General features: G+C 62.9%; 22 protein-coding genes. 14 read left to right on the top strand and 8 right to left on the bottom strand.

What is annotated here, in order from left to right; all coding sequences use genetic code 11:
• Nucleotides 1-752: 752 nt before the first annotated feature.
• Both LKD37_RS12685 and LKD37_RS12690 read left to right on the top strand, forming a co-directional pair.
• On the top strand, nucleotides 753-1,211 hold the full coding sequence (locus tag LKD37_RS12685) for a glycosyl-4,4'-diaponeurosporenoate acyltransferase CrtO family protein (protein WP_302929546.1): 459 nt from the start codon (nucleotides 753-755) through the stop codon (nucleotides 1,209-1,211).
• Nucleotides 1,208-2,311 carry an MGDG synthase family glycosyltransferase gene (locus LKD37_RS12690; protein WP_302929547.1) on the top strand — a complete coding sequence of 368 codons (1,104 nt, stop codon included), beginning with the start codon at nucleotides 1,208-1,210 and terminating at the stop codon, nucleotides 2,309-2,311. The genes LKD37_RS12685 and LKD37_RS12690 overlap by 4 nt, the downstream gene beginning before the upstream one ends.
• Before the next feature lie 68 nt (nucleotides 2,312-2,379).
• Here the strand turns inward: LKD37_RS12690 and LKD37_RS12695 are convergent, their stop codons facing one another.
• The 4 genes from LKD37_RS12695 to LKD37_RS12710 all read right to left on the bottom strand — a co-directional run bounded on the left by LKD37_RS12695 (nucleotide 2,380) and on the right by LKD37_RS12710 (nucleotide 7,650).
• On the bottom strand, nucleotides 2,380-3,639 hold the full coding sequence (locus tag LKD37_RS12695; RefSeq protein WP_302929548.1) for a BMP family ABC transporter substrate-binding protein: 1,260 nt from the start codon (nucleotides 3,637-3,639) through the stop codon (nucleotides 2,380-2,382).
• A gap of 334 nt (nucleotides 3,640-3,973) precedes the next feature.
• Nucleotides 3,974-4,909 (bottom strand): carbamate kinase, encoded by a 936-nt coding sequence (arcC, locus tag LKD37_RS12700; protein ID WP_302929549.1) that lies wholly within the window; start codon nucleotides 4,907-4,909, stop codon nucleotides 3,974-3,976.
• Nucleotides 4,910-4,988: 79 nt separating this feature from the next.
• Nucleotides 4,989-6,182: a knotted carbamoyltransferase YgeW gene (ygeW, locus tag LKD37_RS12705; RefSeq protein WP_302929550.1), complete on the bottom strand. Its 1,194-nt coding sequence runs from the start codon at nucleotides 6,180-6,182 to the stop codon at nucleotides 4,989-4,991.
• Nucleotides 6,183-6,252: 70 nt separating this feature from the next.
• Complete coding sequence (locus LKD37_RS12710; RefSeq protein WP_302929551.1) at nucleotides 6,253-7,650, bottom strand: YgeY family selenium metabolism-linked hydrolase; 1,398 nt, start codon at nucleotides 7,648-7,650, stop codon at nucleotides 6,253-6,255.
• A 197-nt stretch (nucleotides 7,651-7,847) separates the two neighbouring features.
• Here LKD37_RS12710 and LKD37_RS12715 point away from each other — a divergent pair, with 197 nt between their 5' ends.
• The gene (locus tag LKD37_RS12715; RefSeq protein WP_302929552.1) at nucleotides 7,848-8,492 is read left to right on the top strand and encodes a helix-turn-helix transcriptional regulator; all 645 of its coding nucleotides are present in this window, start codon (nucleotides 7,848-7,850) and stop codon (nucleotides 8,490-8,492) included.
• Nucleotides 8,493-8,511: 19 nt separating this feature from the next.
• Nucleotides 8,512-9,987: a pyridoxal-5-phosphate-dependent protein subunit beta gene (locus LKD37_RS12720; protein WP_302929553.1), complete on the top strand. Its 1,476-nt coding sequence runs from the start codon at nucleotides 8,512-8,514 to the stop codon at nucleotides 9,985-9,987.
• Nucleotides 9,988-10,090: 103 nt separating this feature from the next.
• Here the strand turns inward: LKD37_RS12720 and LKD37_RS12725 are convergent, their stop codons facing one another.
• The gene (locus tag LKD37_RS12725) at nucleotides 10,091-10,273 is read right to left on the bottom strand and encodes a hypothetical protein (protein WP_302929554.1); all 183 of its coding nucleotides are present in this window, start codon (nucleotides 10,271-10,273) and stop codon (nucleotides 10,091-10,093) included.
• 105 nt (nucleotides 10,274-10,378) lie between these two features.
• Here LKD37_RS12725 and LKD37_RS12730 point away from each other — a divergent pair, with 105 nt between their 5' ends.
• Genes LKD37_RS12730 through sfsA form a run of 3 tightly spaced genes read left to right on the top strand, consistent with a single transcriptional unit; the run spans nucleotide 10,379 to nucleotide 12,477 of the window.
• Nucleotides 10,379-10,552, top strand: coding sequence for a YlcI/YnfO family protein (locus tag LKD37_RS12730; RefSeq protein WP_302929555.1), 174 nt, complete (start codon nucleotides 10,379-10,381; stop codon nucleotides 10,550-10,552).
• A 27-nt stretch (nucleotides 10,553-10,579) separates the two neighbouring features.
• Nucleotides 10,580-11,821, top strand: a complete 1,242-nt coding sequence (locus tag LKD37_RS12735; RefSeq protein ID WP_302929556.1) for a threonine synthase — start codon at nucleotides 10,580-10,582, stop codon at nucleotides 11,819-11,821.
• The gene (sfsA, locus tag LKD37_RS12740; protein WP_302929557.1) at nucleotides 11,821-12,477 is read left to right on the top strand and encodes a DNA/RNA nuclease SfsA; all 657 of its coding nucleotides are present in this window, start codon (nucleotides 11,821-11,823) and stop codon (nucleotides 12,475-12,477) included. Before LKD37_RS12735 ends, sfsA begins: the two co-directional genes overlap by 1 nt.
• An 80-nt stretch (nucleotides 12,478-12,557) precedes the next feature.
• Here sfsA and LKD37_RS12745 read toward each other — a convergent pair whose 3' ends face one another.
• Nucleotides 12,558-14,216, bottom strand: coding sequence for a ribonuclease J (locus tag LKD37_RS12745; protein WP_302929558.1), 1,659 nt, complete (start codon nucleotides 14,214-14,216; stop codon nucleotides 12,558-12,560).
• A gap of 477 nt (nucleotides 14,217-14,693) precedes the next feature.
• On the opposite strand from LKD37_RS12745, the gene LKD37_RS12750 reads away from it, so the two are divergent.
• The 7 genes from LKD37_RS12750 to ftsH are packed head-to-tail and all read left to right on the top strand — an operon-like array spanning nucleotide 14,694 to nucleotide 22,885.
• Nucleotides 14,694-16,673, top strand: coding sequence for a DHH family phosphoesterase (locus LKD37_RS12750; protein ID WP_302929559.1), 1,980 nt, complete (start codon nucleotides 14,694-14,696; stop codon nucleotides 16,671-16,673).
• Nucleotides 16,674-16,705: 32 nt separating this feature from the next.
• The gene (gene rplI, locus LKD37_RS12755) at nucleotides 16,706-17,155 is read left to right on the top strand and encodes a 50S ribosomal protein L9 (RefSeq protein WP_302929560.1); all 450 of its coding nucleotides are present in this window, start codon (nucleotides 16,706-16,708) and stop codon (nucleotides 17,153-17,155) included.
• 37 nt (nucleotides 17,156-17,192) lie between these two features.
• On the top strand, nucleotides 17,193-18,539 hold the full coding sequence (gene dnaB / locus LKD37_RS12760) for a replicative DNA helicase (RefSeq protein WP_302929561.1): 1,347 nt from the start codon (nucleotides 17,193-17,195) through the stop codon (nucleotides 18,537-18,539).
• Entirely contained in the window at nucleotides 18,539-19,864 is a 1,326-nt protein-coding gene (tilS, locus tag LKD37_RS12765) for a tRNA lysidine(34) synthetase TilS (RefSeq protein WP_302929562.1), read from the top strand. Before dnaB ends, tilS begins: the two co-directional genes overlap by 1 nt.
• Nucleotides 19,857-20,411 (top strand): hypoxanthine phosphoribosyltransferase, encoded by a 555-nt coding sequence (hpt, locus tag LKD37_RS12770; RefSeq protein WP_302929563.1) that lies wholly within the window; start codon nucleotides 19,857-19,859, stop codon nucleotides 20,409-20,411. The genes tilS and hpt overlap by 8 nt, the downstream gene beginning before the upstream one ends.
• A 41-nt stretch (nucleotides 20,412-20,452) precedes the next feature.
• Nucleotides 20,453-21,037, top strand: a complete 585-nt coding sequence (gene lepB / locus LKD37_RS12775) for a signal peptidase I (RefSeq protein WP_302929564.1) — start codon at nucleotides 20,453-20,455, stop codon at nucleotides 21,035-21,037.
• 18 nt (nucleotides 21,038-21,055) lie between these two features.
• Nucleotides 21,056-22,885: an ATP-dependent zinc metalloprotease FtsH gene (gene ftsH, locus LKD37_RS12780; protein WP_302929565.1), complete on the top strand. Its 1,830-nt coding sequence runs from the start codon at nucleotides 21,056-21,058 to the stop codon at nucleotides 22,883-22,885.
• Between the two features lie 64 nt (nucleotides 22,886-22,949).
• On the opposite strand, the gene LKD37_RS12785 is transcribed toward ftsH, so the two are convergent.
• A complete protein-coding gene (locus tag LKD37_RS12785) occupies nucleotides 22,950-23,819 on the bottom strand; it encodes a rhomboid family intramembrane serine protease (protein ID WP_302929566.1) in 870 nt (289 codons plus the stop codon).
• A gap of 125 nt (nucleotides 23,820-23,944) precedes the next feature.
• Nucleotides 23,945-24,667: DDE-type integrase/transposase/recombinase (locus tag LKD37_RS12790; protein ID WP_302929567.1), on the bottom strand; the 723-nt coding region annotated here is incomplete at its 5' end.

Here is a 24,667-nt window from a genome sequence, read left to right on the forward strand (position 1 = left end):
CCTGCAAGTCTGGGCCTCAGCTACTTCCGAGAGGAGCGGTAAGACTTTCGTCATCCGGCGTCTGTCTGCTGCTTTTCCCCCGCAGCGCAGCTGCGTCCCAAGCGTTTTGCGCAGCAAAACCTTGCCGCAGGGCGGATTCATTCCGCCCGGAGGAAAATGAAATCCGGGTTCCCTGTCCGGCCTTGGCCGGACAGGGAATCAAAGCAGCCTCCTGCAAGTCTGGGCCTCAGCTACTTCCGAGAGGAGCGGTAAGACTTTCGTCATCCGGCGTCTGTCTGCTGCTTTTCCCCCGCAGCGCAGCTGCGTCCCAAGCGTTTTGCGCAGCAAAACCTTGCCGCAGGGCGGATTCATTCCGCCCGGAGGAAAATGAAATCCGGGTTCCCTGTCCGGCCAAGGCCGGACAGGGAATCAAAGCAGCCTCCTGCAAGTCTGGGCCTCAGCTACTTCCGAGAGGAACGGTGAGACTTTCGCCATCCACACAAACGGGACGCGCCCGTCGGGGCGCGTCCCGTTTATTTTCGCAGGGCACAAGGCACATGGAAATCGCCAAAGTGCCGCCCTACAGGCCCTCTCAGTCGCCTTCGGTGACAGCTCTCCCAGAGGGAGAGCCGGGTCCGTAGGGCCCGCTGCCCTCGGCGGGCCGGGGGGGTCATGCATCTAATATAAAATATTACAAAATTTACTTTTCACCGCTTGATTCTTATGGTCCGGTCTGGTATGATAGACAGTAATACACGAACGGAGGACCGCATATGCACGGTTTTTGGCGGGCCGCCCTGTACGCGGCGGCCCTGGGCATTCTGGCCCACCCGGTGGGACAGGCTCTGCCCCGCCGCTGGTTTGACCCCCACCGGGCTCCCTATCGCTGCCGGGACTGGGAGCAGGGCGGCCGGGTATATAACAAGCTGCACATCCGCCGCTGGAAGGACCGCCTGCCGGACATGAGCCGCCTGATGCCGGACATGGTGAAAAAGAAGCTGGCGGCGGCGGACCCCATGTCCCTGGTGCAGGAGACCTGCGTGGCCGAGTGCGTCCACTGCTGGCTGGTGGTACTGTCTGTGGGTATGCTGTTTTTGTGGAAAAGCGTGTGGTCATGGGCGCTGTGGCTGGTATACAACCTGCTGGGAAACGTCAGCTTCATCCTGATCCAGCGCTATAACAGGCCCCGCCTGCTTCGTCTGGCGGAGAAGGAGAACAAAAAACGTCTATGAAAATTGCCATTCTCTCCTGCAACACCGGCGGCGGGCACAACGCCGCAGCCGCCGCCCTGGCGGAGGAGCTGTCCGCCCGGGGACACGAGAGCAGGACCTATAACACCCTGGACTTTCTGCCCAAGGGGGCGGCGGACCTGATCAGCCGGGGCCACGACTTTGCCTATCGCTATGCCCCCAAGCTGTACGGCGCGGGCTATCGCATGGAGGAGAAGCGCCCCTCGCCGCTGCTGTATGAAAACAGCATCCGGGGCATCGGCCCCCTGTATGAGGCGCTGGTGGACCTGGGAGCCGACGCGGCCATCTGCGTGCACGTGTTCCCGGCCATGATGATGACGGAGCTGCGCTGCGGCTACGGCCTGCGGATGCCCACCTGGTTCGTGGCCACGGACTTCACCTGCTCTCCCGGGGTGGGTGAGCTGCAGCTGGACGGCATCTGCATCCCTCATCCGGCCCTGACGCTGGAGTTTCAGGCGGCGGGCCTGCCCGCCCAGCGCATCTTCCCCACGGGGATCCCCATCCGGCGGCAGTTCTGCCAGACCCCGGACCGGGACGCCGCCCGGCGGCAGCTGGAGCTGGAGGGCTGCCGCCATGTGTTCACCCTGGCCTGCGGCAGTATGGGGGCCGGGCCCCTGCGCTCCACCGCCGCCTGCATCGCGGGGCTGCTGGGGCCGGAGGACCGGCTGGTGGCGGTGTGCGGCAGCAACCAGCGGATGCACCGCCAGATGATCGACGACTTTGTGGACAATCCCCGGGTCCGGGTTCTGGGTTTCACGGAACAGATGTGCGCCTATATGCAGGCGTCGGACCTGCTGATCTCCAAGGCCGGGGGCCTTACCACCGCCGAAGCGGTGGCCTCCCGGACGCCGCTGCTGTATCTCAACGCGGTGCCCGGCTGCGAAAGCCGCAACATCGACTTCATGACGAGCCGGGGCTATGCCCTGGCGGTGGAGAGCGACGAGGAACTGAAGCCGCTGCTGTCCGGTGTCATCAGCGGGGCCATCGACCCCACGGCCATGCTGCGCCGCCGGGAGGAGGAGTTCCCCCGCAACGCCGCCGCAGCCATCTGCGACCTGGCCTGCGGCGCACCCACAGCATAATATAAAAGAATCCCGGCTGCGAAAGCAGCCGGGATTCTTATGTTCGCACTTTCGGGTTCAGCCGTGACTTAGCCGAAGTTCACGTCCAGGCGGACGATGCCGTCGATGGCGATGTCGAAGTAAGGAGCGGAGCGCTTCTCGGACTCGGCAAAGTAACCATCGTGGACGACCTCGGTGTCATGCTCCATGTTGGCGTCGTTGTCCACGTCGGCCATGTAGGAGGTCAGGTGGCCCTCGGCGTCGGTCTTCATGTCGGCGGTGACATTCTCGCCGGTGACGGTGAAGGTGGACACGTCAAAGACGTGCAGCTCGCCGTTCTCCAGCTTCTTCATGGCCTCGTCAATGGCGGCCTGGGTGCCGTCGGCGGCCACGTTGGTGTTCAGGTCGGACAGAACCACGGACTTGGTGGCCAGGGTGCCGGTCCAGTCAGCGTCGATGGTCTTGCCGTCCATAGCGGCCTGGATGGCGTAGACATAGTAGGGAGCCCAGTCAATGCGGGAGGAGATGATGTAGGTGTTGGGGCCAACGGAAACGGTGGAGCCGTTGTAGGACACGTTGGGCACACCGGCCTTCTCGCAGGCGGTGGGGGCGCCCATGGAGTCAGCGTGCTGGCTGATCAGGACGCAGCCGTTCTGGATCAGCTTCTCAGCGCCTTCCTTCTCGGCGGTCTCATCGTACCAGCTGCCGGTGAAGGTCACTTCCATGGTGGCAGTGGGGCAGACGGAGCGAGCGCCCAGGAAGAAGGAGGTGTAGCCGGAGATAACCTCGGCATAGGTGAAGGCGCCAACGTAGCCCATCTTGGCCTTGTCAGCGGTGATCTTGCCTTCCGCGATCATCTGGTTCAGCTTCAAACCGGCGGCAATACCGGCCAGGTAGCGGCCCTCATAGATAGAGGCGAAAGCGTTGTGATAGTTGGACAGGCCCTCGGTGTGAGCGCGGACGCCGGTGGAGTGGCAGAACTGGACGTTGGGGAACTCCTTGGCGGCCTCGATCATGAAGGACTCGTGGCCAAAGCTGTCGGCGAAGATGATGTTGCAGCCCTGCTCAGCCAGCTCGGCGGCAGCGTTGTAGCACTCCTGGCCTTCGGGAACGTTCTTCTTGATGAAGTAGTCTTCATTCTCCACCAGGCCCAGGGTCTGGCAGGCTTCCTTGGCGGCGTTGATGAAGTTGAGGTCATAGGTGGAGTTCTCATCGTGCAGGGTGATGAAACCCACCTTGATCTTCTTGGTCTCGGTGTTGTCATCGGGCTTGTCGGTGCCGCCGTTGGAGCAGGCCACCAGGGACAGAGCCATGACCAGAGCCAGGATCATTGCAAGGACTTTTTTCATGTTTTGTTTTTCCTCCTTTTAATATGTAGCGTCCGGCTGAAAGAAGTGCGAAATATGCCGCACGCCTGAATAACGGGTCACCCCGGCATTCACATGTTATGTAGTATTATACAGGATTCTCGGAAGGATTTCAACTAAAAATGCAATAAATGCCAAAAATTTCACCGAAAGCTACAATTCCACCGAACGGCTCGGGGAAAGAACCGGCGGAATCGCAGAAATTACCGCCCCGGCGATAGGAAATTCCGGCAGCAGCCCTTGGCCGTGCTTATGGCGGGGGATAGGGCATTGCCCGCAGGGCGGGGGACGCTCTGCGGGCAATGGGGGGAGATTTTTACTGATGGACCCGGGTACCGGTCTTGCCTTCGATGCCGTCCTTGGCCTTCTCCAGCAGGGTGATCAGGGCGGTGCGGCCGGCCTTGGACTCGGCGAACTTCACCGCAGCCTGGACCTTGGGCAGCATGGAGCCCTTGGCGAACTGGTTCTCGTCCATATAGACCTTGGCCTGGGCCGGGGTCAGGTCGTCCAGACCCTTCTGGTCGGGCTTGTTGAAGTTGATGGCCACCTGCTCCACGGCGGTGAGGATCACCAGCACGTCGGCGTCCAGCAGCTCGGCCAGCAGCTCGCTGCCGAAGTCCTTGTCGATGACGGCGGGGGTGCCGCAGAGCTTGCCGTCCTTGCGCACCACGGGGATGCCGCCGCCGCCCACGGCGATGACCACATGGCCGGCGTTGAACAGGGCCTTGATGGACTCGGCCTCCACGATGTCAAAGGGCTTGGGGGAGGGGACCACCTGGCGATAGCCCCGGCCGGCGTCCTCCACCATGGTATAGCCCTTTTCGGCGGCGATGCGGTCGGCGGTCTCCTTGTCATAGAAGGCGCCCACGGGCTTGGTGGGATTCTGGAAGGCGGGGTCGTCCTGGGACACCACGGTCTGGGTGACGATGGTGGCCACGGGCTTCCGGATGCCCCGGGCGGTCAGCTCGTTGCCGATGGCCTGCTGCAGGTGATAGCCGATATAGCCCTCGGACATGGCGCCGCACTCGGGGAAGGGCATGTCAGCCTTGATGGCGCCGGCCTCGGCGGCGGTGGACAGGCCCAGGTTGATCATACCCACCTGGGGGCCGTTGCCGTGGGCGATGACCACCTCGTTGCCCTCGGCGATCAGGTCCACGATGGCCTTGGCGGTTTTGCTGACCAGGGCCAGCTGCTCGGCGGCGGTGCTGCCCAGGGCGTTGCCGCCCAGGGCGATGACGATGCGTTTGGACATAGTGCTTTTACCTCTCAATAATCAGAATGAGCGGGGATAGCGGGGGCAAAAACGCCCCCGCTATGTAGTTTTACCGGATTCAGAAGGATTTACGCTGCTCCTTGCCCTCGTCCATGGCCATCAGGGCGCGGACGGGATCCTTCACCTGGGCCAGGAAGATCATGGCGGCGATGATATAGGGCTTGTAGGAGGCCTGCTTGTACAGAGGCACGATGTAGCGGTCGAACACGGAGTTGTCCACTTCGCCCTCGGCGCAGCTCAGGCCGGTGATGTCGGCGGGCAGGCAGTGCAGGTACAGAGCCTTGCCGTCCTTGGTGAGCTTCATCATCTCCTCGGTGCAGGCCCAATCCTTGTGCTGGGCGTTCTGGGCCAGCAGCTTCTTCTCCAGAGCGTCGATGCCGTCCTTGTCGCCCTGGGCGTACAGGCGGGTGCGCTCCTCCATGGCGGCGAAGGGAGCCCAGCTCTTGGGATACACGATGTCGGCGTCGGTGAAGGCCTCGGCCATGGAGTTGGTCTTGTGGAACTTGGAGCCGTACTTCTCGCAGTTCTTGCGGGCCACCTCCTCCACCTCGGGCATCACGTCATAGCCCTCGGGATGAGCCAGGGTCACGTCCATGCCGAAGCGGGTGAACAGGCCGATAACGCCCTGGGGAACGGACAGGGGCTTGCCGTAGGAGGGAGAATAGGCCCAGGTCATGGCGACCTTCTTGCCCTTCAGGTTCTCCACGCCGCCGAAGTAGTGGATGACGTGCAGCATATCGGCCATGCACTGGGTGGGGTGATCCACGTCGCACTGCAGGTTCACCAGGGTGGGCTGCTGCTCCAGAATGCCGTCGCGATAGCCTTCCTTCACGGCGTCCATGAAGGTGGTCTGATACTTGTGGCCCTCGCCGATGAACATATCGTCGCGGATGCCGATGACGTCGGCCATGAAGGACACCATGTTGGCCGTCTCGCGGACGGTCTCGCCGTGGGCGATCTGGGACTTCTTCTCGTCCAGGTCCTGCACCTCCAGGCCCAGCAGGTTGCAGGCGGAGGCGAAGGAGAAGCGGGTGCGGGTGGAGTTGTCGCGGAAGATGGAGATGCCCAGGCCGGAATCGAAGATCCGGGTGCTCTTGTTGCGCTCGCGCAGGTCACGCAGGGCGTCGGCCACGGTGAACACAGCGTCGATCTCGTCGTCGGTCTTGTCCCAGGTCCAGTAGAAGTCGGTCTTGTACATATCGTTGATATGCAGAGTCTCCAGATGGCGTGCCAGCTCGATGGTCTTGCTCATAGTGATTTTTCTCCTTTATTTTATGTGTGTGAGTATTCTGATATATACAGCCTGCTGTTTTCAATCAGACTTACTTGATGTCGTTGCCGGTGAGCTCCTGGCGGAAGCTGGTGGCGGAGCCGTCCTTGTTCTCGGGCTTGTACAGGCCGGGAACGGCGGCGTACAGAGCGGCGCAGGTCACCAGATCCTGCTTCCAGGTGATCTCGTTGGGGGCGTGAGCCTGGGACTCGGCGCCGGGGCCGAAGCCCACGCAGGGGATGCCGTAGCGGCCCTGGATGGACACGCCGTTGGTGGAGAAGGTCCACTTGTCGGTCAGGGGACGGCCCCGGCGGGTGGACATGGCCTTCTCGTCAGCGCCGATGCGCTCGGTGCCCCACAGGGCGTGGTGGGCGTCGATCAGGGCCTGGACGTGGGGAGCGGACTCCTTGTTGATCCAGGTGGGGAAGAAGCACTCGGTCTCGTAGACGTGGCCGGTCCAGGCGGGACGGTCATACATATACATGGACACCTTCACGTCCTTGGCGTACTTTTTGCAGGCGGGCAGGTCCTCGATCTCCTTCAGGCAGGACTTGTAGGTCTCGCCGGCGGTCATGCGGCGGTCGATGGAGATGGCGCAGGAGTCGGCCACAGCGCAGCGGGAGGGAGAGGTGTAGAAGATCTGGCTGGTGGTGCAGGTGCCCCGGCCCAGGAAGCGGGCGTCCTCATAGTGCTCGGGGTTGAACTTGGGATCCAGCATCTTCACCAGGCCGTTGATCTCGGTGGAGCCGTCGGCGGGGTTCTCGTTGAGGTCGCGGATGTTCAGCAGCACCTCGGCCATCTTGTGGATGGCGTTGTCGCCGCGCTCGGGAGCGGAGCCGTGGCAGGACACGCCGTGCATGTCCACGCGGATCTCCATCCGGCCGCGATGGCCGCGATAGATGCCGCCGTCGGTGGGCTCGGTGGAGATGACGAACTCCACCTGGTTCCGGGCGTCCTCGGGACCGTTGAAATATTCATTGACGATGGACTGCCAGCACATACCGTCGCAGTCCTCCTCCTGAACGGAGCCCACCACCATGATCCTGTAGCCCTGGGGAATCAGGTCCAGATCCTTCATGATCCTGGCGCCATAGGTGGCGGCGGCCATGCCGCCCTCCTGGTCGGAGCCGCCCCGGCCATAGATGACCTCGTCGGTCTCATAGCCCTGATAGGGATCGGCCTCCCAGTTCTCGATGTTGCCGATGCCCACGGTGTCGATATGGGAATCCAGGGCGATGATCTTGTCGCCGGTGCCCATCCAGCCGATGACGTTGCCCAGCTTGTCGAACTCCACCTTGTCATACCCCAGGCTTTCCATTTCCTGGGCGATGCGGCGGACGACGCCCTCTTCCTGGCAGGATTCCGAGGGGATGGCGATCATGTCCCGCAGGAACTTGGCCATAGCGGGACGATAGTCCTGAGCGGCCTTTTTGATGGCTTCGAAATTCATGGTGTTACCTCCGTTTGCTTTCCTTATTTTCTGTCTCAACAGGGGGGAGATTTGTTCTCTGTGCTCCTATCATATCACAGAGAACGCAGATGTCAAACAAAAAATCTGGATTCCTAAAAATTTTTTTGGGAAAGCCGTTGATTTCTGAAAAAAGTGTGGTATCATGGGGGTGTAGAAAAATTGCGGAGAGGTGGGCTATGGAGGAAAAACGTTTGGAAATGCTCAAGCAGCTGGCGGCGGGCATCGCCGCGCAGTTCGGCAGCAACTGTGAGGTAGTGATCCACGATGTGTCCAGCAATCATCCGGACCACTCCATTGTCCACATTGAAAACGGCCATGTGTCCGGCCGCAAGGTGGGCGACGGAGCGTCCCAGGTGGTGCTGGATCAGATGGCGACCCAGGCCGAGCACCCCCGGGACCACCTGTGCTATCTGACCCGGACGCCGGACGGCAAGATCCTCAAGTCCTCCACGCTGTATATCCGCAACCGGCGGGGGGCCGTGACGGCCATCTTCTCCATCAACTACGACGTGTCGGGGCTGATGATGATCCAGAGCACCATCGGCGACCTGCTGTCCACCCAGGACAAGGAGCAGACGGAGCCGGAGCGCATCATCAACGTCAACCACGTTCTGGATGAGCTCATTGAGCAGTCCGTGGCCCTGGTGGGCAAGCCCGTGGCCCTGATGAACAAGGACGACAAGGTCCGGGCCATCCGCTTTCTGAACGAGGCCGGCGCGTTCCTGGTGACCAAGTCCGGCGACAAGGTGGCAAAATACTTCGGTATTTCCAAATATACCCTTTATTCTTATATCGACGCAAACAAAGACGGAGACAAATAAATCAGGAGGAAAAGAAAACATGATCGATCTGACCATCAACAAGACCGGCCTGGAGCACAATATCCAGAAGGCTAAGGAGAACCACATCATCATCCCCACCATCGCCCAGATGCAGAACCCCGACCTGATCCCCGAGAAGATCAAGGCCAAGCTCAGCCACACCGGCCTGTGGGACGTGGACCCCGTGAACCTGTTCCGTATCTCCTGGCACAACGAGGCCAAGGAGCAGGGCGGCCTGTTCCAGGCGGTGCCCAACTATGTGGAGATCCCCAGCAAGCTCTCCGGCGTGCCCTGCCGCATCATCGCCATGTCCGGCAAGTGGTTCCCCACCGGCTGCCATAAGGTGGGCGCCTCCTTCGGCTGCCTGGCCCCCCGCCTGGTCACCGGTCAGTTCGACGCCACCTATCACCACGCCGTCTGGCCCTCCACCGGCAACTACTGCCGCGGCGGCGCCTTCAACTCCAAGCTGCTGGCCTGCGAGTCCGTGGCCATCCTGCCCCAGGATATGTCCAAGGAGCGCTTCGACTGGCTGAAGTCCATCGCCGGTCAGATCATCGCCACCCCCGGCTGCGAGTCCAACGTCAAGGAGATCTTCGACAAGACCTGGGAACTGAAGAAGGATCCCACTATGATGATCTTCAACCAGTTCGCCGAGATGGGCAACCCCCTGTGGCACTACAACGTCACCGGCTACGCTCTGGCCGAGCTGTTCGAGGCCGTGAAGAAGCCCGGCCAGAACTTCGCCGGCGCCTGCTTCACCTCCGGTTCCGCCGGCACCATGTCCGCCGGTGACCTGCTGAAGGAGCGCTATCCCCACCTGAAGCTGGCCGTGGGCGAGGCACTGCAGTGCCCCACCATCCTGGACAACGGCTTCGGCGGCCACCGCATCGAGGGCATCGGCGACAAGCACATCCCCTGGATCCACAACGTGAAGAACACCGACATGGCCATCGCCATCGACGACGAGGATTCCCAGCGCTTGCTGCGCCTGTTCAACACCGCCGACGGCAAGGCCTACATGAAGAACGAGCTGGGCATGAGCGACGAGGAAGTGGAGAAGATGGCCTGGCTGGGCATCTCCGGCATTGCCAACGTCCTGTGCTGCATCAAGATGGCCAAGTACTATGAGCTTACCGAGAACGACGTGGTGGGCACCGTCCTCACCGACTCCGCCGCTATGTATCAGTCCCGGGTGGACGAGCTGAACCAGCAGCACGGCGCATACAACGCTCATGAGGCCGCCATGGATCATGCCCGTCATATGCTGGACCTGAAGACCGACAGCATGCTGGAGCTGACCTACACCGAGCGTAAGCGGGTCCACAACCTGAAGTATTACACCTGGGTGGAGCAGCAGGGCATGACCGTGGAGGACCTGAACGCCCAGTGGTACGACACCAAGGGCACCTGGGATGTGGTCCACGCCCAGGTCAAGGAGTTGGACGAGCTGATCAACGAGTTCAATGAGGCCACCGGCCTGCTGAAGGCTCTGTAAAAAATCGCTTTCCGATAACGCCTCAGGGCGGGGCTTTGCCCCGCCCTGATTTTTATTCCATGCACCAACCATAATCCCGCCCGGTGGGCGGAGGACGAATGTTTTATTTCGCCGGGGATCCATCCACCTGTGTCAGGATGATCTCCTCCGCCTCCTGCATTCCCGAAATCAATACATCTCTTGCGGCCCCGTAATTCTGCTGCTCCAATGCGTCGATGGCGTCCGCCACCCGGGCGCACAGGGCGGTGTAATAGGCCGGGAACTCCTGCTGCATATTTTCCGACATTTGAATATCCTCCTTGCATTATATTTTGTGCTACATATATAATGCATGATTTCGCGGCAAAATGCAATACCATATGTATGACAAATGTATTGCGAGGTGCTTGCGATGAAATTCAAAATCCCCAAAACACCGTCATCCACCAATAAAAGCATTCGTTTTCCCAATGATTTGATCGAACGGGTGGAGGATGCCATCCGTGGACAGGATTGCACTTTTTCCGCCTTCGTGGTGGAGGCGGTGCGGGTGGCGTTGGAAAATTTGCAGGATGACGAAGATTAAAATTATTTTGTAAATGAGGTAAACACCATGAAAAACGTGAAATACGGCAAGTGCGTCCGCTGCGGCCGGACGTATGAGGCCAAGCCCGACCTGACCAACTGCGAATGCGGCGGCATTCTGGACATCGTGTACGACTATGACTATATCAAGACCGTTCTGACCAAGGAGAAGCTGGCCCGGCGGGAAAACCGCTCCATGTGGCGCTATCGCGAGCTGCTGCCGGTGGAGGAGACCACCCCCGACACCCCCCTGCGGGTGGGCTGGAGCCCCCTGTACGAGGAGCCGAAGCTGGCGGAGCTGCTGGGCATCAGGAAGCTGTGGGTGAAGGACGACGGCCAGAACCCCACCGCCAGCCTGAAGGACCGGGCCAGCGCCATGGCCGTGGCCAAGGCCTATGAGGCCGGGGCCAAGACCATCGCCTGCTCCTCCACCGGCAACGCCGCCTCCTCCCTGGCGGGCAACGCCGCCGCCGCGGGCTTCAAGACCTATATCTTCGTTCCCGAGCGGGCCCCCAAGGGCAAGGTGGCCCAGCTGATGATCTTCGGCGCCAATGTCATCTCCGTCAAGGGCAACTATGAGGAGACCTTCAAGATGTCCGCCCAGGCCATTGAGAAGTACGGCTGGTACAACCGCAACGCCGCCATCAACCCCTATCTGTCCGAGGGCAAGAAGACCGTGGCCCTGGAGATCGCCGAGCAGCTGAACTGGGAGATGCCCGACTATCTGGCCATCTCCGTGGGCGACGGCTGCACCATCGCCGGTGTGTGGAAGGGCTTCAAGGATCTGTATGCCATCGGCTTCATCGACAAGCTGCCCCGTCTGATCTCCGCCCAGTCCTACGGCTGCTATCCCATCAACCGGGCCATCCAGGAGAACAAGCCCTGGGAGCCCATGGAGGAGAACACCATCGCCGACTCCATCTCCGTGGGCGTGCCCCGGAATGCCGACAAGGCCCTGGCCGCCATCCGGGAGTCCAACGGCCTGGCCGTCTGCGTCACTGATGAGGAGATTCTGGCCGCCCAGCGGCTGCTGGGCCGCACCTGCGGCGTGTTCGGCGAGCCTGCCGGGGTCACCGGCGCCGCCGCCCTGAAGAAGGCCTGTGAGCAGGGCCTTATTGAAAAGGACGCCACCGTGGTGTCCGTGGTCACCGGCAACGGCCTGAAGGACGTGGCCAACGCCATCAAGTCCGCCGGTGAGCCCCTGCACATCGAGCCGGACCTTGACCTGATGGTCCGGGGCTTCGCTGAGCGGGGCGTCACCGTGGAATAATGCAGTACGGCTGCGTGGTCCCCGCCGTGTTTCTCAGCCGCCCCAACCGGTTCATCGCCCGGGTGCAGCTGGGGGAGCAGACGGTGGAGTGCCATGTGAAAAACACCGGCCGGTGCCGGGAGCTGCTGGTACCCGGGGCCACGGTATATCTGGAGCGGGGAACCAACCCCAACCGCCGCACCGCCTGGGACCTGATCGCCGCCGACAAGGGCGGGAAGCTCATCAACATGGACGCCCAGGCCCCCAACCGGGTGTTCGCCCAATGGGCCCGGGAGCGCTGGGCCGATATCCGCCCCGAGGTGCGGTACGGCCGGTCCCGGCTGGACTTCTGCCTGGACGGCCATCACCTGGTGGAGGTGAAGGGCGTGACCCTGGAGCAGGACGGCCGCTGCCGCTTCCCCGACGCCCCCACGGAGCGGGGTACCCGGCACCTGCACGAGCTGATCCGGGCGGTGGAGGAGGGTTATCAGGCCACGGCGTTTTTCGTGATCCAGATGGAAAACGCCCTGGACTTTGCCCCCAATGACGACACGGACCCGGCCTTCGGCCAGGCCCTGCGCCAGGCGGCCCGGGCGGGGGTGGAGATCGCCGCCTATTCCTGCCGCGTGACCCCCGGCAGCATCGAAATGGACCGCCCGGTTCCGGTGCTGCTGTAAGGCGGGGGAGATGCCGAATAATCGCAGAAACGCCCGCTGGCACATGGCCAGCGGGCGTTTTTTGCGGTGATATCGTTTTTTTACAGCATAGTCACCATGGGGATCACCATGGGGCTGCGCTTGGTGTGCTTGAACAGATAGCTGCTGACGGCGGCGCGCACGGTTTTGCAGACCTCGCCCTGGTCCTTCCGCCGCCGGGCGGACATACCGTCCACGGCGTTCTGGGCAATGTCCCGCAGCTCCTGCAGCAGCTCCTCGGACTCCTTTACATATACAAAGCCCCGGGTGACGATCTCCGGCTGGCACAGCAGCTGGTGATCGTGGGAGGACATGGGCAGCACGATGACCACCATGCCGTCCTCGGCCAGGAGCTTCCGGTCGTTGAGGACCACGGCTCCCACATCGCCTACACCGGAGCCGTCCACAAAGACCTCGCCGGCGGGAACGGAGGCCTCGCACTTCATGTGCTTGGTGGTCAGCTCAATGACGGAGCCGTTTTCCGCCACGCAGATGTTGTTGGGGTCCATGCCCATGGACTCCGCCACCCGCTTGTGGATCTGCAGCATCCGCTGCTCCCCGTGGAGGGGGATGAAGAAGCGGGGACGGGTCAGGGCGTGGATGATCTTCAGCTCCTCCTGGCAGGCGTGGCCGGACACGTGCAGCATGTCCGCCTTGTCATACACCACGTCGGCTCCCTTGCGGAACAGCTCGTTGATGACCCGGCCCACCGTCACCTCGTTGCCGGGGATGGCGGAGGCGGAGATGATGACCTTGTCCTGGGGGCCGATGTCAATCTGCTTGTGGGTGGAGAAGGCCATGCGGTACAGGGCGCTCATCTCCTCGCCCTGGCTGCCGGTGGTGATGATCACCTGCTGCTGAGGCGGCAGGCCCTTGATGCGGTTGATGTCCATCACCGTGCCCTTGGGCAGCTTCATATAGCCCAGCTCCGTGGACACCTTCATGATGTTCTCCATGCTGCGGCCGGTGACGGCCACCTTCCGCCCGCAGGCGGCGGCAGCGTCGATGACCTGCTGGATGCGGTGGACGTTGCTGGCGAAGGTGGTGACGATGATGCGCTTTTTGCACCCGGTGAACTGTCGGATGAAGGTCTTGCCCACGGTGCGCTCGCTCATGGTATAGCCCGGGCGCTCCACGTTGGTGGAGTCCGCCAGCAGGGCCAGGACTCCCTCCTTGCCCAGAGCGCCGAACCGGGCCAGGTCGATGACCTCCCCGTCGATGGGGGTGGAGTCGATCTTGAAGTCGCCGGTGTGGACCACGGTGCCCATGCGGGTGTGGATGGCGAAGGCCACGGAGTCGGCGATGGAGTGGTTCACATGGATGAACTCCACCTGGAACTTTCCGGCCTTCACCGTCTGCCCGGCCTCCACGGTCACAAGCTTCGTGCTGTCCAGCAGGCGGTGCTCCTGGAGCTTCAGCCGGATCAGCCCGGCGGTGAAGCGGGTGCAGTAAATGGGCAGGTTGATCTGCTTGAGGACATAGGGGATGGCCCCGATGTGGTCCTCGTGGCCGTGGGTGATGAACAGGCCCCGCAGACGGGACTTGTTCTTCACCAGATACGACACGTCCGGTATCACGCAGTCGATGCCGTACATATCGTCGCCGGGGAAGGCCATGCCGCAGTCCACCACGATGATCTCGCCGCCGTACTCATAGGCGGTCATGTTCTTGCCGATCTCGTTGAGACCGCCCAAGGGGATGATTTTCAGTTTTTCTGCCATATTTTCAGATGATTCTCCTTTTAGAAATTCAGTATTTGATGGGATGGTGCGGCCCTTTCCCCCAGGGCTGTGCGCCGGAAAATGGGCGCACCAAAACCGGGACGCATCCGTCCGCCCGGCGGCCCTGCATCGCCGCCGGCGCCCGGAAGGAGCGCCCGTCTGCCGTGGTGGAAAAGGGGAGGGAGGCGCAGGGAGGGAGTGGACCTCCGGCGCGTCCCGGTTATACATGAACGCGAGGGCCCGCCGCCCCCGCTCAGCATACAAAAACGTCCGTCTCCGGCCTGTGGGCCGGAACGATTATACATAGTATAGCACATTCATCCGGGTTTGTACAGTGTTTCCCTTCGCTTTTTTCCCCGGGCCTTCGACAGGGGCAAAAAATCCCCGGAAAATCCATTGTGAACGGCGGGAAGATATGCTATAATAGAAAATCAACTATTGTAAAGTGGATCTGTATGCCTGAGGGAGGGAACACCCTTGAACAAAAAGCTCACCAATATCCTGCGCACCAACGTTACCCTGTATTTCATATGCCTGGTGCTGTTTGCCCTGGCGGCCATCCCCTTCGATGTGCGGCTGGCCATCGGCGAGGGGGCGGCGGCGGTGGTGCTGCTGATCATCGCCCGGCGGCGCAGCCGCTCCGTGCAGCAGAGCATGCGCCAGTACATGGACCGCTTCACCGGGGGCATGGACTCCGCCCGGTCCAGCAACATGCTCTTTGCCCCGCTTCCCATGATGGTGTTCGACATGGACACCCAGGCCGTGGTGTGGTGCAACGACGGCTTCCTGGCTCTGACGGAGCAGAAGGAGGGCGTGTTTGACGCCCACCTCAACGCCGTGGTGCCCACCTTCTCCGTCCGCTGGCTGATGGAGGGGAAAAACGAGTGCCCGGAGCACGTGGTGTGGAACCACCGGATCTATCGGGTGTACGGCGGTCTGACCCGCCCCACGCCGGATACCCCCGCCACCATGGCCACCACCTATTGGATGGACGTCACCGACTCCGAACAGCTGCGCCAGACCTTACAGATGACCCGGCCGGTGGTGGCCATCCTGATGGTGGATAACTACGAGGACCTGATGAAGGCCTGCCCGGAGAGCAAGCGATCGGCGGTGCTGGCCCAGCTGGAGGAGAAGCTGGATCAGTGGTCCGCCGGGGCCGACGGCCTGATGCTGCACTATGACCGGGACCGGTATCTGTTCGTGTTCGAGGAGCGCAGCTACTCCGACTATGCCCAGCACCGCTTCGCCGTGCTGGATACCGTGCGGGAGGTGGCGGCCGGCGGCGTGGCGGCTACCCTGTCCATCGGCGTGGGCCGGGACGCCGACAGCTTCGACGCCCTGTTCAAAAACGCGTCCCTGGCCCTGGAGATGGCTCTGAGCCGGGGCGGCGACCAGGCGGTGGTGAAGGACCGGCTGAACTTCCAGTTTTACGGCGGCCGGGCCAAGAGCACCGAAAAGCGCACCAAGGTGAAATCCCGGGTCATGGCCAACGCCCTGGGCGAGCTGATGGACGACGCCCGGCAGGTGTACGTCATGGGCCACAGCTATGCGGACATGGACTCCCTGGGCGCGGCGGCAGGCGTGTGCTGCATCGCCCGCAAGCGGGGCAGAAAGTGCCAGATCGTCATCGACACCGAGAACAACGCCGCCCACCCCATCCTGCGCAAGCTGGTGGAGCAGCCGGAGTATCACGGAGCCTTCCTCACCGGCAGCGAGGCGTTTCTGAAGGTGCAGCCCGGCACCCTGCTGGTGGTGGTGGATACCAACCGCCCCGGCAGCGTGGAGTCCGAGCAGCTGCTGGAGACCTGCAACCGGGTGGCGGTTATCGACCACCACCGCCGGGGCAGCAGCTATATCGAGAAAATGGCCCTGAACTATCACGAGCCTTACGCCTCGTCGGCCTCGGAGCTGGTGACGGAGCTGCTGCAGTACCTGGTGGAGCCGGGGGACATCCTCAAATGCGAGGCGGAGGCCCTGCTGGCGGGCATCGTGCTGGACACCAAGAACTTCACCAACCGCACCGGCGGCCGCACCTTTGAGGCGGCGGCGTATCTGCGCCGGGCCGGGGCCGATACCTCCGACGTGCAGCGGATGTTCCAGGGGGACCTGAAATCCATGATCGCCCGGTACGACATTATCCGGCAGGCCCAGCTGTACCGCGGGGATCTGGCGGTGGCGGCCCTGGACACCACCTGCGACCGGGTGACGGCCGCCAAGGCCGCCGATGAGCTGCTGACCCTGAAGGGCATCCGGGCCTCCTTTGTCCTGTATCCCAAGGACCAGGGGGTGTATATCTCCGCCCGGTCCCTGGGGGAGGTCAACGTGCAGGTGATCGTGGAGGCCCTGGGCGGCGGCGGCAATTCCACCACCGCCGGGGGACAGCTGAACGTCCCCGATATCGCCGTGGCCCGGACGGCGCTGCTGCGGGCCATCGACGAGTATTTTGAAAAATAAGAAATCATATGACACAATAGGAGGAACCAACCATGAAAGTGATTTTGCAGAAGGATATCCGGGGCAAGGGTAAGAAGGGCCAGATGATCGAGGTGGCCGAGGGCTATGCCCGCAACTTCCTGCTGCCCAAGGGCGACGCCATCCCCGCCACCGCCGACGCCATGAACACCATGCGCCTGCAGGAAAAGGCCAAGGCCAAGGCCGACGCCGAGGCCAAGGCGGCGGCACAGGCCATCGCCGAGCAGCTCAAGGGCATCCAGGTGAAGATCCCCTGCAAGGGCGGCGAGGGCGGCAAGCTGTTCGGCTCCGTCACCACCAAGGAGATCTCCTCCGCCCTGAAGGAGCAGTTTGGCCTGGAGCTGGACAGCAAGAAGCTGGTGCTGCCGGACGCCATCAAGTCCTTCGGCAGCTATCAGGTCAAGGCCAAGCTGGGCTTCGAGATCAGCGGCCTGGTGAACGTTCTGGTCTGCGAGGCCAAGTAACCGGGAGCGAAAGCGCCCAACGAAAGGAGCTGTTTCCGTGGATGAATTACTGATCCGCCAGGCGCCCCACTCCCCGGAGGCGGAGCAGGCGGTGCTGGGCTCCATGCTCATCGACGCCGACTGCGTCAAGGACGTGATGGACAAGCTCCAGCCCGAGGACTTCTACCTGCGCCAGAACCGGGAGATTTTCGAGACCATCTATTCCATGTTCGTGTACTCCAAGCCCATCGACGGCGTTACCGTGGCCGGGGAGATGGAGCGCAGCGGCCTGTATACCGACGACACCCGGGGGTATCTGGTCCAGCTGATGGAGGTGACCCCCACCAGCGCCAACGTCATGGAGTATGTGAAGATCGTCCGGGAAAAGGCCCTGCTGCGGGCGGTGGCCTCCGCCGCGGCGGACATCACCGCCATGGTCCAGGAGGGCACCGGCGAGGCCAACGCCGTTCTGGAGGCGGCGGAGCAGAAAATCTATGCCATCCGCCGGGGCCGCAGCGCCCAGAACATGGTGCCCATCAGCATGGTGCTGCAGGCGGTGCTGGAACGGCTGGGGGAGCTTACCGCCGCAGGCGGCGAGACCATGCCGGGCCTGACCACCGGCTTTTCCGACGTGGACCGGAAGATCAACGGCCTGAATAAGTCGGACCTGCTGCTGCTGGCCGGCCGCCCCGGTATGGGCAAGACCAGTATGGGCCTGAACGTGGCGGTGAACGCCGCCAAGGCCAGCCGGAAAACCGTGGCCGTGTTCTCCCTGGAAATGTCCCGGGAGCAGCTGGTGACCCGGCTGCTGGCTGGGGAGGGGCTTATCGACAACACCCGGCTGGTCACCGGGAACCTGCGGGAGAGCGACTGGGTCCGCATTGCCGAGGGGGCTTCCACCCTCAGCCGCCTGGACATCCGCATTGACGACAACCCCCTGCTGACGGTGGCGGATATGAACGCCAAGTGCCGGCGGCTGGACGACCTGGGCCTGGTGGTCATCGACTACCTGCAATTGATGACCTCCGCCGGAGGCAAGGGCTACAGCGGCGAAAACCGCCAGCAGGCGGTGTCGGACATCAGCCGTATGCTGAAGATCATGGCTAAAGAGCTGCAGGTGCCGGTGCTGTGCCTGTCCCAGCTGTCCCGTGCCAACGAGAAGCGGGACGATAAGCGGCCCATGCTGTCCGACCTCCGGGAGTCCGGCGCCATCGAGCAGGACGCGGACATCGTGATGTTCCTGTACCGGGACGATTATTACAATTCCGATTCCGAAAAACGCAACATTGCCGAGTGCATCGTGGCCAAAAACCGCCACGGGGAAACCGGCAAGGTGGAGCTGCGGTGGCTGCCGGAATACACCTCCTTCGGCACCCTGGAAAACCGCTATCAGGAGGAGAGCTGATGGACCTGCGCCCGTTTATGGAGCGGTGGCATATGCTGCCGCCTTCCGGCGGGGTGATGCTGGTGGCCGTGTCCGGCGGGCGGGACTCCGTGTGCCTGCTGCACTATCTGGCCGCCATGCCCCGGGATTTCACCGTGGCGGCAGCCCATCTGGACCACGGTCAGCGGCCCACGGCGGGCCGGGACGTGGCCTTTGTGGAGGAACTGTGCCGCAGTCTGGACGTTCCCCTGACGGTGGAGCGGGCGGACGTGCCCGCCCTGGCCCGTGAGCGGGGCGTGGGGCTGGAGGAGGCCGGGCGCATGGCCCGGTACGACTTCTTCCGCCGCACGGCGGACCGGCTGGGGGCCCAGCGCATCGCCACCGCCCACCACGCCGCCGACCAGGCGGAGACGGTGGTGCTGAACCTGGTCCGGGGCACCGGGATGCAGGGCCTGGCGGGGATCCCCCCGGTGCGGGGCCGGATCGTCCGGCCTCTGCTGGAAACCTCCCGGGAGGACATCGAGACATACCTGGAAGTCCACCGTCTGTCCCACGTGGAGGATGAGACAAACCGGGACACCGCCCTGCGGCGGAACCTGCTGCGCCGGGAGGTCATGCCCCGGCTGGCGGAGCTTCACGACGGGGCCGCCGCCAACATCTGCCGCACGGCGGAGCTGCTGCGGCAGGAGGACGCATTTCTGGATTCCCTGGCGGCGGACTATCTGCCTGCGGCGGGGCTTACCGCCGGGCGGCAGCGGCTGCGGTCAGCGCCGGAGGTGCTGCGGCTGCGGGCCCTGCGCCTGCTGGCGGAGCGGCTGCCGGTGGGGAAGAAGGACTTCACCGCCGCCCACTATCGGGCGCTGGCCGATCTGCTGGAGGGGGGCGGTATGCTGACCCTGCCGGCCAGGGCCTGCGCCGTGTGCCGGGGGGAGACGCTGACGCTTCTGCCCCCCGGGCCGCCGCTTGCCCCCGTGGTCCTGCACCCAGGGAAGAATTTTTGGGGAGAATACACAATTTCCGTTCGGAAAACCGCCGGAAATTTTTCTCGCAGAAGCGATACAATTGTTCTGAACTGTGATAAGATAGACGGTGCGCTGTCCGTGGGCCCCTATACCGGGGGCCAGCGGCTGACCCTTCCCGGCAGCCGGGGCGGGCGCAGCGTCAAGCGCCTGCTGGCGGACCGGGGAGTCCCTCCGGAGCTGCGGCAGCGCATCCCGGTGCTGTGCGTCGGGGACCGGCCCGCCGCCGTGTGGGGCGTGGGCACGGACATGGAATTTCTGCCGGAGGAGTCCGGCCAAAATATGGAGATCACCGTAACAACAAATGGAGGAAACCGCAATGGCTAAGAGCAACATGGATCAGGATATCCTGAAGGTCCTCGTCACCGAGGACGAGATTCACGCCCGCATCCGGGAGCTGGGAGACCAGCTGTATGACCGGTTCCACGACAAGAACCCCATGTTTGTGGGGGTTCTCAGCGGCTGCTTCATCTTTATGGCGGACCTGGTCCGGGCCGCTCAGCTGAAAAGCGAGGTGGAGTTCATCGGCCTGTCCTCTTATAAAAACGCCACCAAGTCCTCCGGCTGCGTCCAGATCACCCGGGACCTGCAGCGGGATATCTCCGGCCGGGACATCATCGTGGTGGAGGACATTCTGGACTCCGGCAACACCCTGGCCTTTTTGAAGGACTACATGCTGGCCAAGGGGGCCAAGAGCATCACCATCGTCACCCTGCTGGATAAGCCCGCCCGCCGGGAGAAGGCCATCACCGCCGACCTGTCCGGCTTTGTGGTGCCCGACGAGTTCGTGGTGGGCTACGGCCTGGACTATTGCCAGCAGTACCGCAACATGCTCTATATCGGCGTGCTGAAGCCGGAGGTCTATAGCAAGTAATTCCAATCCGCCAGAGGGGGAGCGAAGGGAGGAGCATCGCCGTGGAGGAACATGAAAAGCGCCCCGTGGGGGGCAAGCGTCTGGCCCCGGAGTCCCGGGGCGGCTTCTGGAACAACTGGGGATATCTGATCGTCACCGTGGCGGTCATCGTGGTGCTGTTCAAGGTGATCTTCCAGCTGAGCTGGGTGCCCTCCGGCTCCATGGAGACCACCATTCCCGAGGACACGCTGCTGATCTCGTGGCAGCTGCCGTATATGGTGTCGGACCCCACGCCCCAGCGGGGGGACATCGTCACCTTCTGGAGCGATGAGCTGGGCAAGCTGCTGGTCAAGCGCGTGGTGGGCCTGCCCGGGGACGAGATCACCTTCCAGGACGGGTATACCTATATCAACGGCGAGATGCTGGATGAGTCGTACCTGCCCCGGCAGGGCATCACCCAGTGCAGCGCCAGCTTCCTGGTGCCGGAGGGCTGCGTGTTCTTCATGGGCGACAACCGCACCGGCTCCAACGACGCCCGCTTCTGGAAGCAGCCGTATATCTCCGTGGACAACATCCGGGCCAAGGTAATGGTGGGGATATCGGTGCTGCCGGACAACAGCTGGCGGGGCGTCCGGGTGATCCATTAAAAGAGAGGGGGCCTTTATTTGACCGCCAACAAGAGAAGATTCAGCTGGGGGGCCGTCCTGCTGGTGCTGCTGGCCATGTGCCTGGTGTATTACCTGGCCTCGGGCCTGCGCAGTCAGGACGCCGTCAGCTATGCCCAGGTGCGGCAGCTGTTTCTGGACGAAAAGGTGCAGGAGTTCGCCATCAGCGACACCCGGCTCACCGCCAAGCTGTCCGACGGCAGCACCGTCAGCTGCGACCTGTATGACTTTCAGGTGTTTTACGACGATCTGAACGACCTGGTGCAGCAGCAGCACGACCAGGGCATCATCCGGGACTATACCTATCACGCCGACCATTCCACCAACTGGCTGCAGCTCCTGCTGCCGTATGTGCTGGTGATCCTGGGGTTCATCCTGCTGATGAACCTGATGGCCCGGATGACCGGGGCAGGCCCCGGCGGGGCCCAGGACCGGATGTCCCACTTCGGCGACGCCCGGGTGCAGGACACCCCCCAGGACAGCAAGGTCACCTTCCAGGACGTGGCCGGTGAGGACGAGGAGAAGGAGGAGCTTCGGGAGATCGTGGAGTTCCTGCGCCAGCCGGACAAGTATCTGGCCCTGGGGGCGCGGATCCCCAAGGGCGTGCTGCTGGTGGGCCCTCCGGGCACCGGCAAGACTTTGCTTGCCAAGGCCGTGGCCGGTGAGGCGGGGGTGAAATTCCTGTCCATCTCCGGCTCCGACTTTGTGGAGATGTATGTGGGCGTGGGTGCCAGCCGGGTGCGGGACCTGTTCCGCCAGGCCAAGCAGAATTCCCCCGCTATCATCTTCATCGACGAGATCGACGCCGTGGGCCGCCAGAGAGGCAGCGGCCTGGGCGGCGGCCACGACGAGCGGGAGCAGACCCTGAACCAGCTGCTGGTGGAAATGGACGGCTTCACCGCCAACGAGGGCGTGGTGGTCCTGGCGGCCACCAACCGGGTGGACATTCTGGATCCGGCCCTGCTGCGGCCCGGCCGCTTTGACCGGCAGGTCTATGTGGGACTGCCGGATATCAAGGGCCGCCGGGACATCCTGGCCGTTCACGCCCGGAACAAGCCCCTGGCGGAGGACGTGGACCTGGACAAGCTGGCCAAGGGTACCTCCGGCTTCACCGGGGCGGACCTGGAAAACCTGCTGAACGAGGCGGCTCTGCTGGCCGGGCGGCGGGACGAGAAGGCCATCACCATGGACGATTTGCAGAAGTCCGTGATCAAGGTCATCGCCGGGCCGGAGAAGCACAGCCGGGTGATCCCCGAGCATGAGCGGCGGCTCACCGCCTATCACGAGGCGGGTCACGCCGTGGTGATGCACGCTCTGCCGGATCTGGACCCGGTGCACCAGATCACCATCGTGCCCCGGGGCCAGGCAGGGGGCATGACCATCTATCTGCCGGACGAGGACCGGTCGTACCTCTCCCGCAGCTATCTGCTGGACAACATCGCCGGGCTGCTGGGCGGCCGGGCGGCGGAGCAGCTGGTGCTGGGGGATATCTCCACCGGCGCTTCCAACGATATCAGCCGGGCCACCCAGATGGCCCGGAAGATGGTGGGGACCTACGGCATGTCCGACCGCATGGGCAACGCGGCCTTCGACGCCGGACACGACGAGGTGTTCATCGGCAAGTCCATGGCCCAGACCCGCCCCTATTCCGAGGAGACGGCGGCGGAGATGGACCAGGAGATCCGCCGCATCATGGACGAGGCCTATGGCCGCTGCCGGAAAATCCTGGAGCAGTATCGCCCCCAGCTGGACCAGGTGGCCCAGTTCCTGCTGCAGCATGAGACCATGACCGCCCAGGAGTTTGAGGACGTGTTCCGCTCGCAGGCATAAAAAATAAACTCCCCCGTCCGGGGCAGCCGAAGCTGCCTGCGGGCGGGGGAGCTCGTTATGGGGATTACTGGTCCTCCTCGGTGAAGTGCACGTGGGAGAAGATGTGGTCCTGGCAGAAGCAGCGGTACCCGGCGCACTTGCTGCAATAGCGGAACTGCAGGTCGGGATAGTCCGTGTCCGTGCGGCCGCAGACGGCGCACTTGTGGTGATAGCCCCGCTGCTGCTGCTGTTGGCGGACGGCCTTTTTGAAGTTCACCGTCTGGGGGTTATGGCGGTATTTCTGCCGCCGGGCAAAGGCGTCAATAGCGGGCCAGATGAACACCAGGAAGTTCAGCAGCGCCACCACCGGCAGAATGGCCCCCAGCCAGCTGCCGACCAGCAGGGACTGGATGATGCCGATGACGAACACCGCGATATCCAGCCACGCCAGCCACTTGATCTTCACCGGGATGAAGAAGAACAGCAGCAGCCGGGTGTCCGGGAACAGGAAGGCGAAGGCCAGGAACATGGACAGGTTCACATACTCCGTGCCGCCCACGGGATAGCCCGTGCCGGAGATGGCGGAGGCCACGATGGTGACGATGGCCGTCAGCAGGACGCCGCTCCAGTAATAGAGGTTGAAGCGGGCGGTGCCCCACTGGCGCTCCAGGGAGGTGCCGATCCAGTAGTAGAAGTACAGACTGACGGCCAGCCAGAAGGGACTGCTGCTGGCGGGGACGAAGATGAAGGTGATGATGCGCCATATCTCGCCCCGAAGGACCTTGCCGCCGTCCAGATACAGGAAAGCCAGGGCGTTGGCGTCGGCGCGCATGGTCAGCAGCATCAGAATGTACACCGCCACGTTGCCGATGACGATCCAGCGCATCAGGTCCGGGACACCAAAGCGGGGGTGCCGGGCGCAGAAGCGGTCCACCGCGGTATAGAGCTTTTTCAAGGGGAAATTCCTCCAATACGATTCAAGTGGGTCTATTGTAACCCATCGCAGGGGAAAAGTCATTACCTTTTTTTGAACATTTCGCCCCCGTGTAGGTTTGTCAAACATATTGGACAGCGAACTCATTAGGCGAGAGCCAGCGGAGGGGTCTCATGGGCAAGTTGTTGGCGCGGCGTGTAGGGCCGGATCAGCTTGTGACGGATGCCCAGCTCGGCGGCAGTTTTCTCGAACAGTGTGGGCAGATCGCGCTTGCTGTTGGAGAAACGGTTGGTGAACTCGAAGCCGTTGTCCGTCTGGACACACTCCACTTCTATGCCTCTGCGGGCGTACCACGCTCGCAGCCTGCGCAGGAAGTCCGCCGAGGAATAGGTGGACTGCTCCGGGTAGGCCGCCAGGAAACGCAGCCTCGTGAACTCGTCGATGGCGGTGTACTGGAACAGGCGCAGCTCCGGATCCGCGATACAGCGGCGGGGGACGACCTTGACATCCACCTGCACGCGCTGGCCGGGATAGGTCATCTGCTCGTAAGGCTTTGGCTTGTACGGATTTTTGGGCTTTTCGGCCGGAAACAGCCCCATTTTGCGCATAACGCGGAACAAGCTCTCCGGACAGCGGGTGTAGCCGCGCTTCCGCAGACGGTGCCACAGTTCGATCATGCCCAGCGACGGATTGCGGCGGCGCATATCGCGGATGAGCTTTAGCTCGGCCTCTGTGTGCTGGTTGGGGTGGCTGTGAGGGCGTCTGGACTGGCAGGCCAGAGACGCCACACTCCCGTCCCAGCGCTGCTTCCAGAAGTAGATGTACGACCGGCTTTTGTTGTATTTCCGGCTGGCGCGGCTGACGCCGTA

This window comes from Brotocaccenecus cirricatena (genome assembly GCF_020687045.1).
Lineage (GTDB): Bacteria > Bacillota > Clostridia > Oscillospirales > Oscillospiraceae > Vescimonas > Vescimonas cirricatena.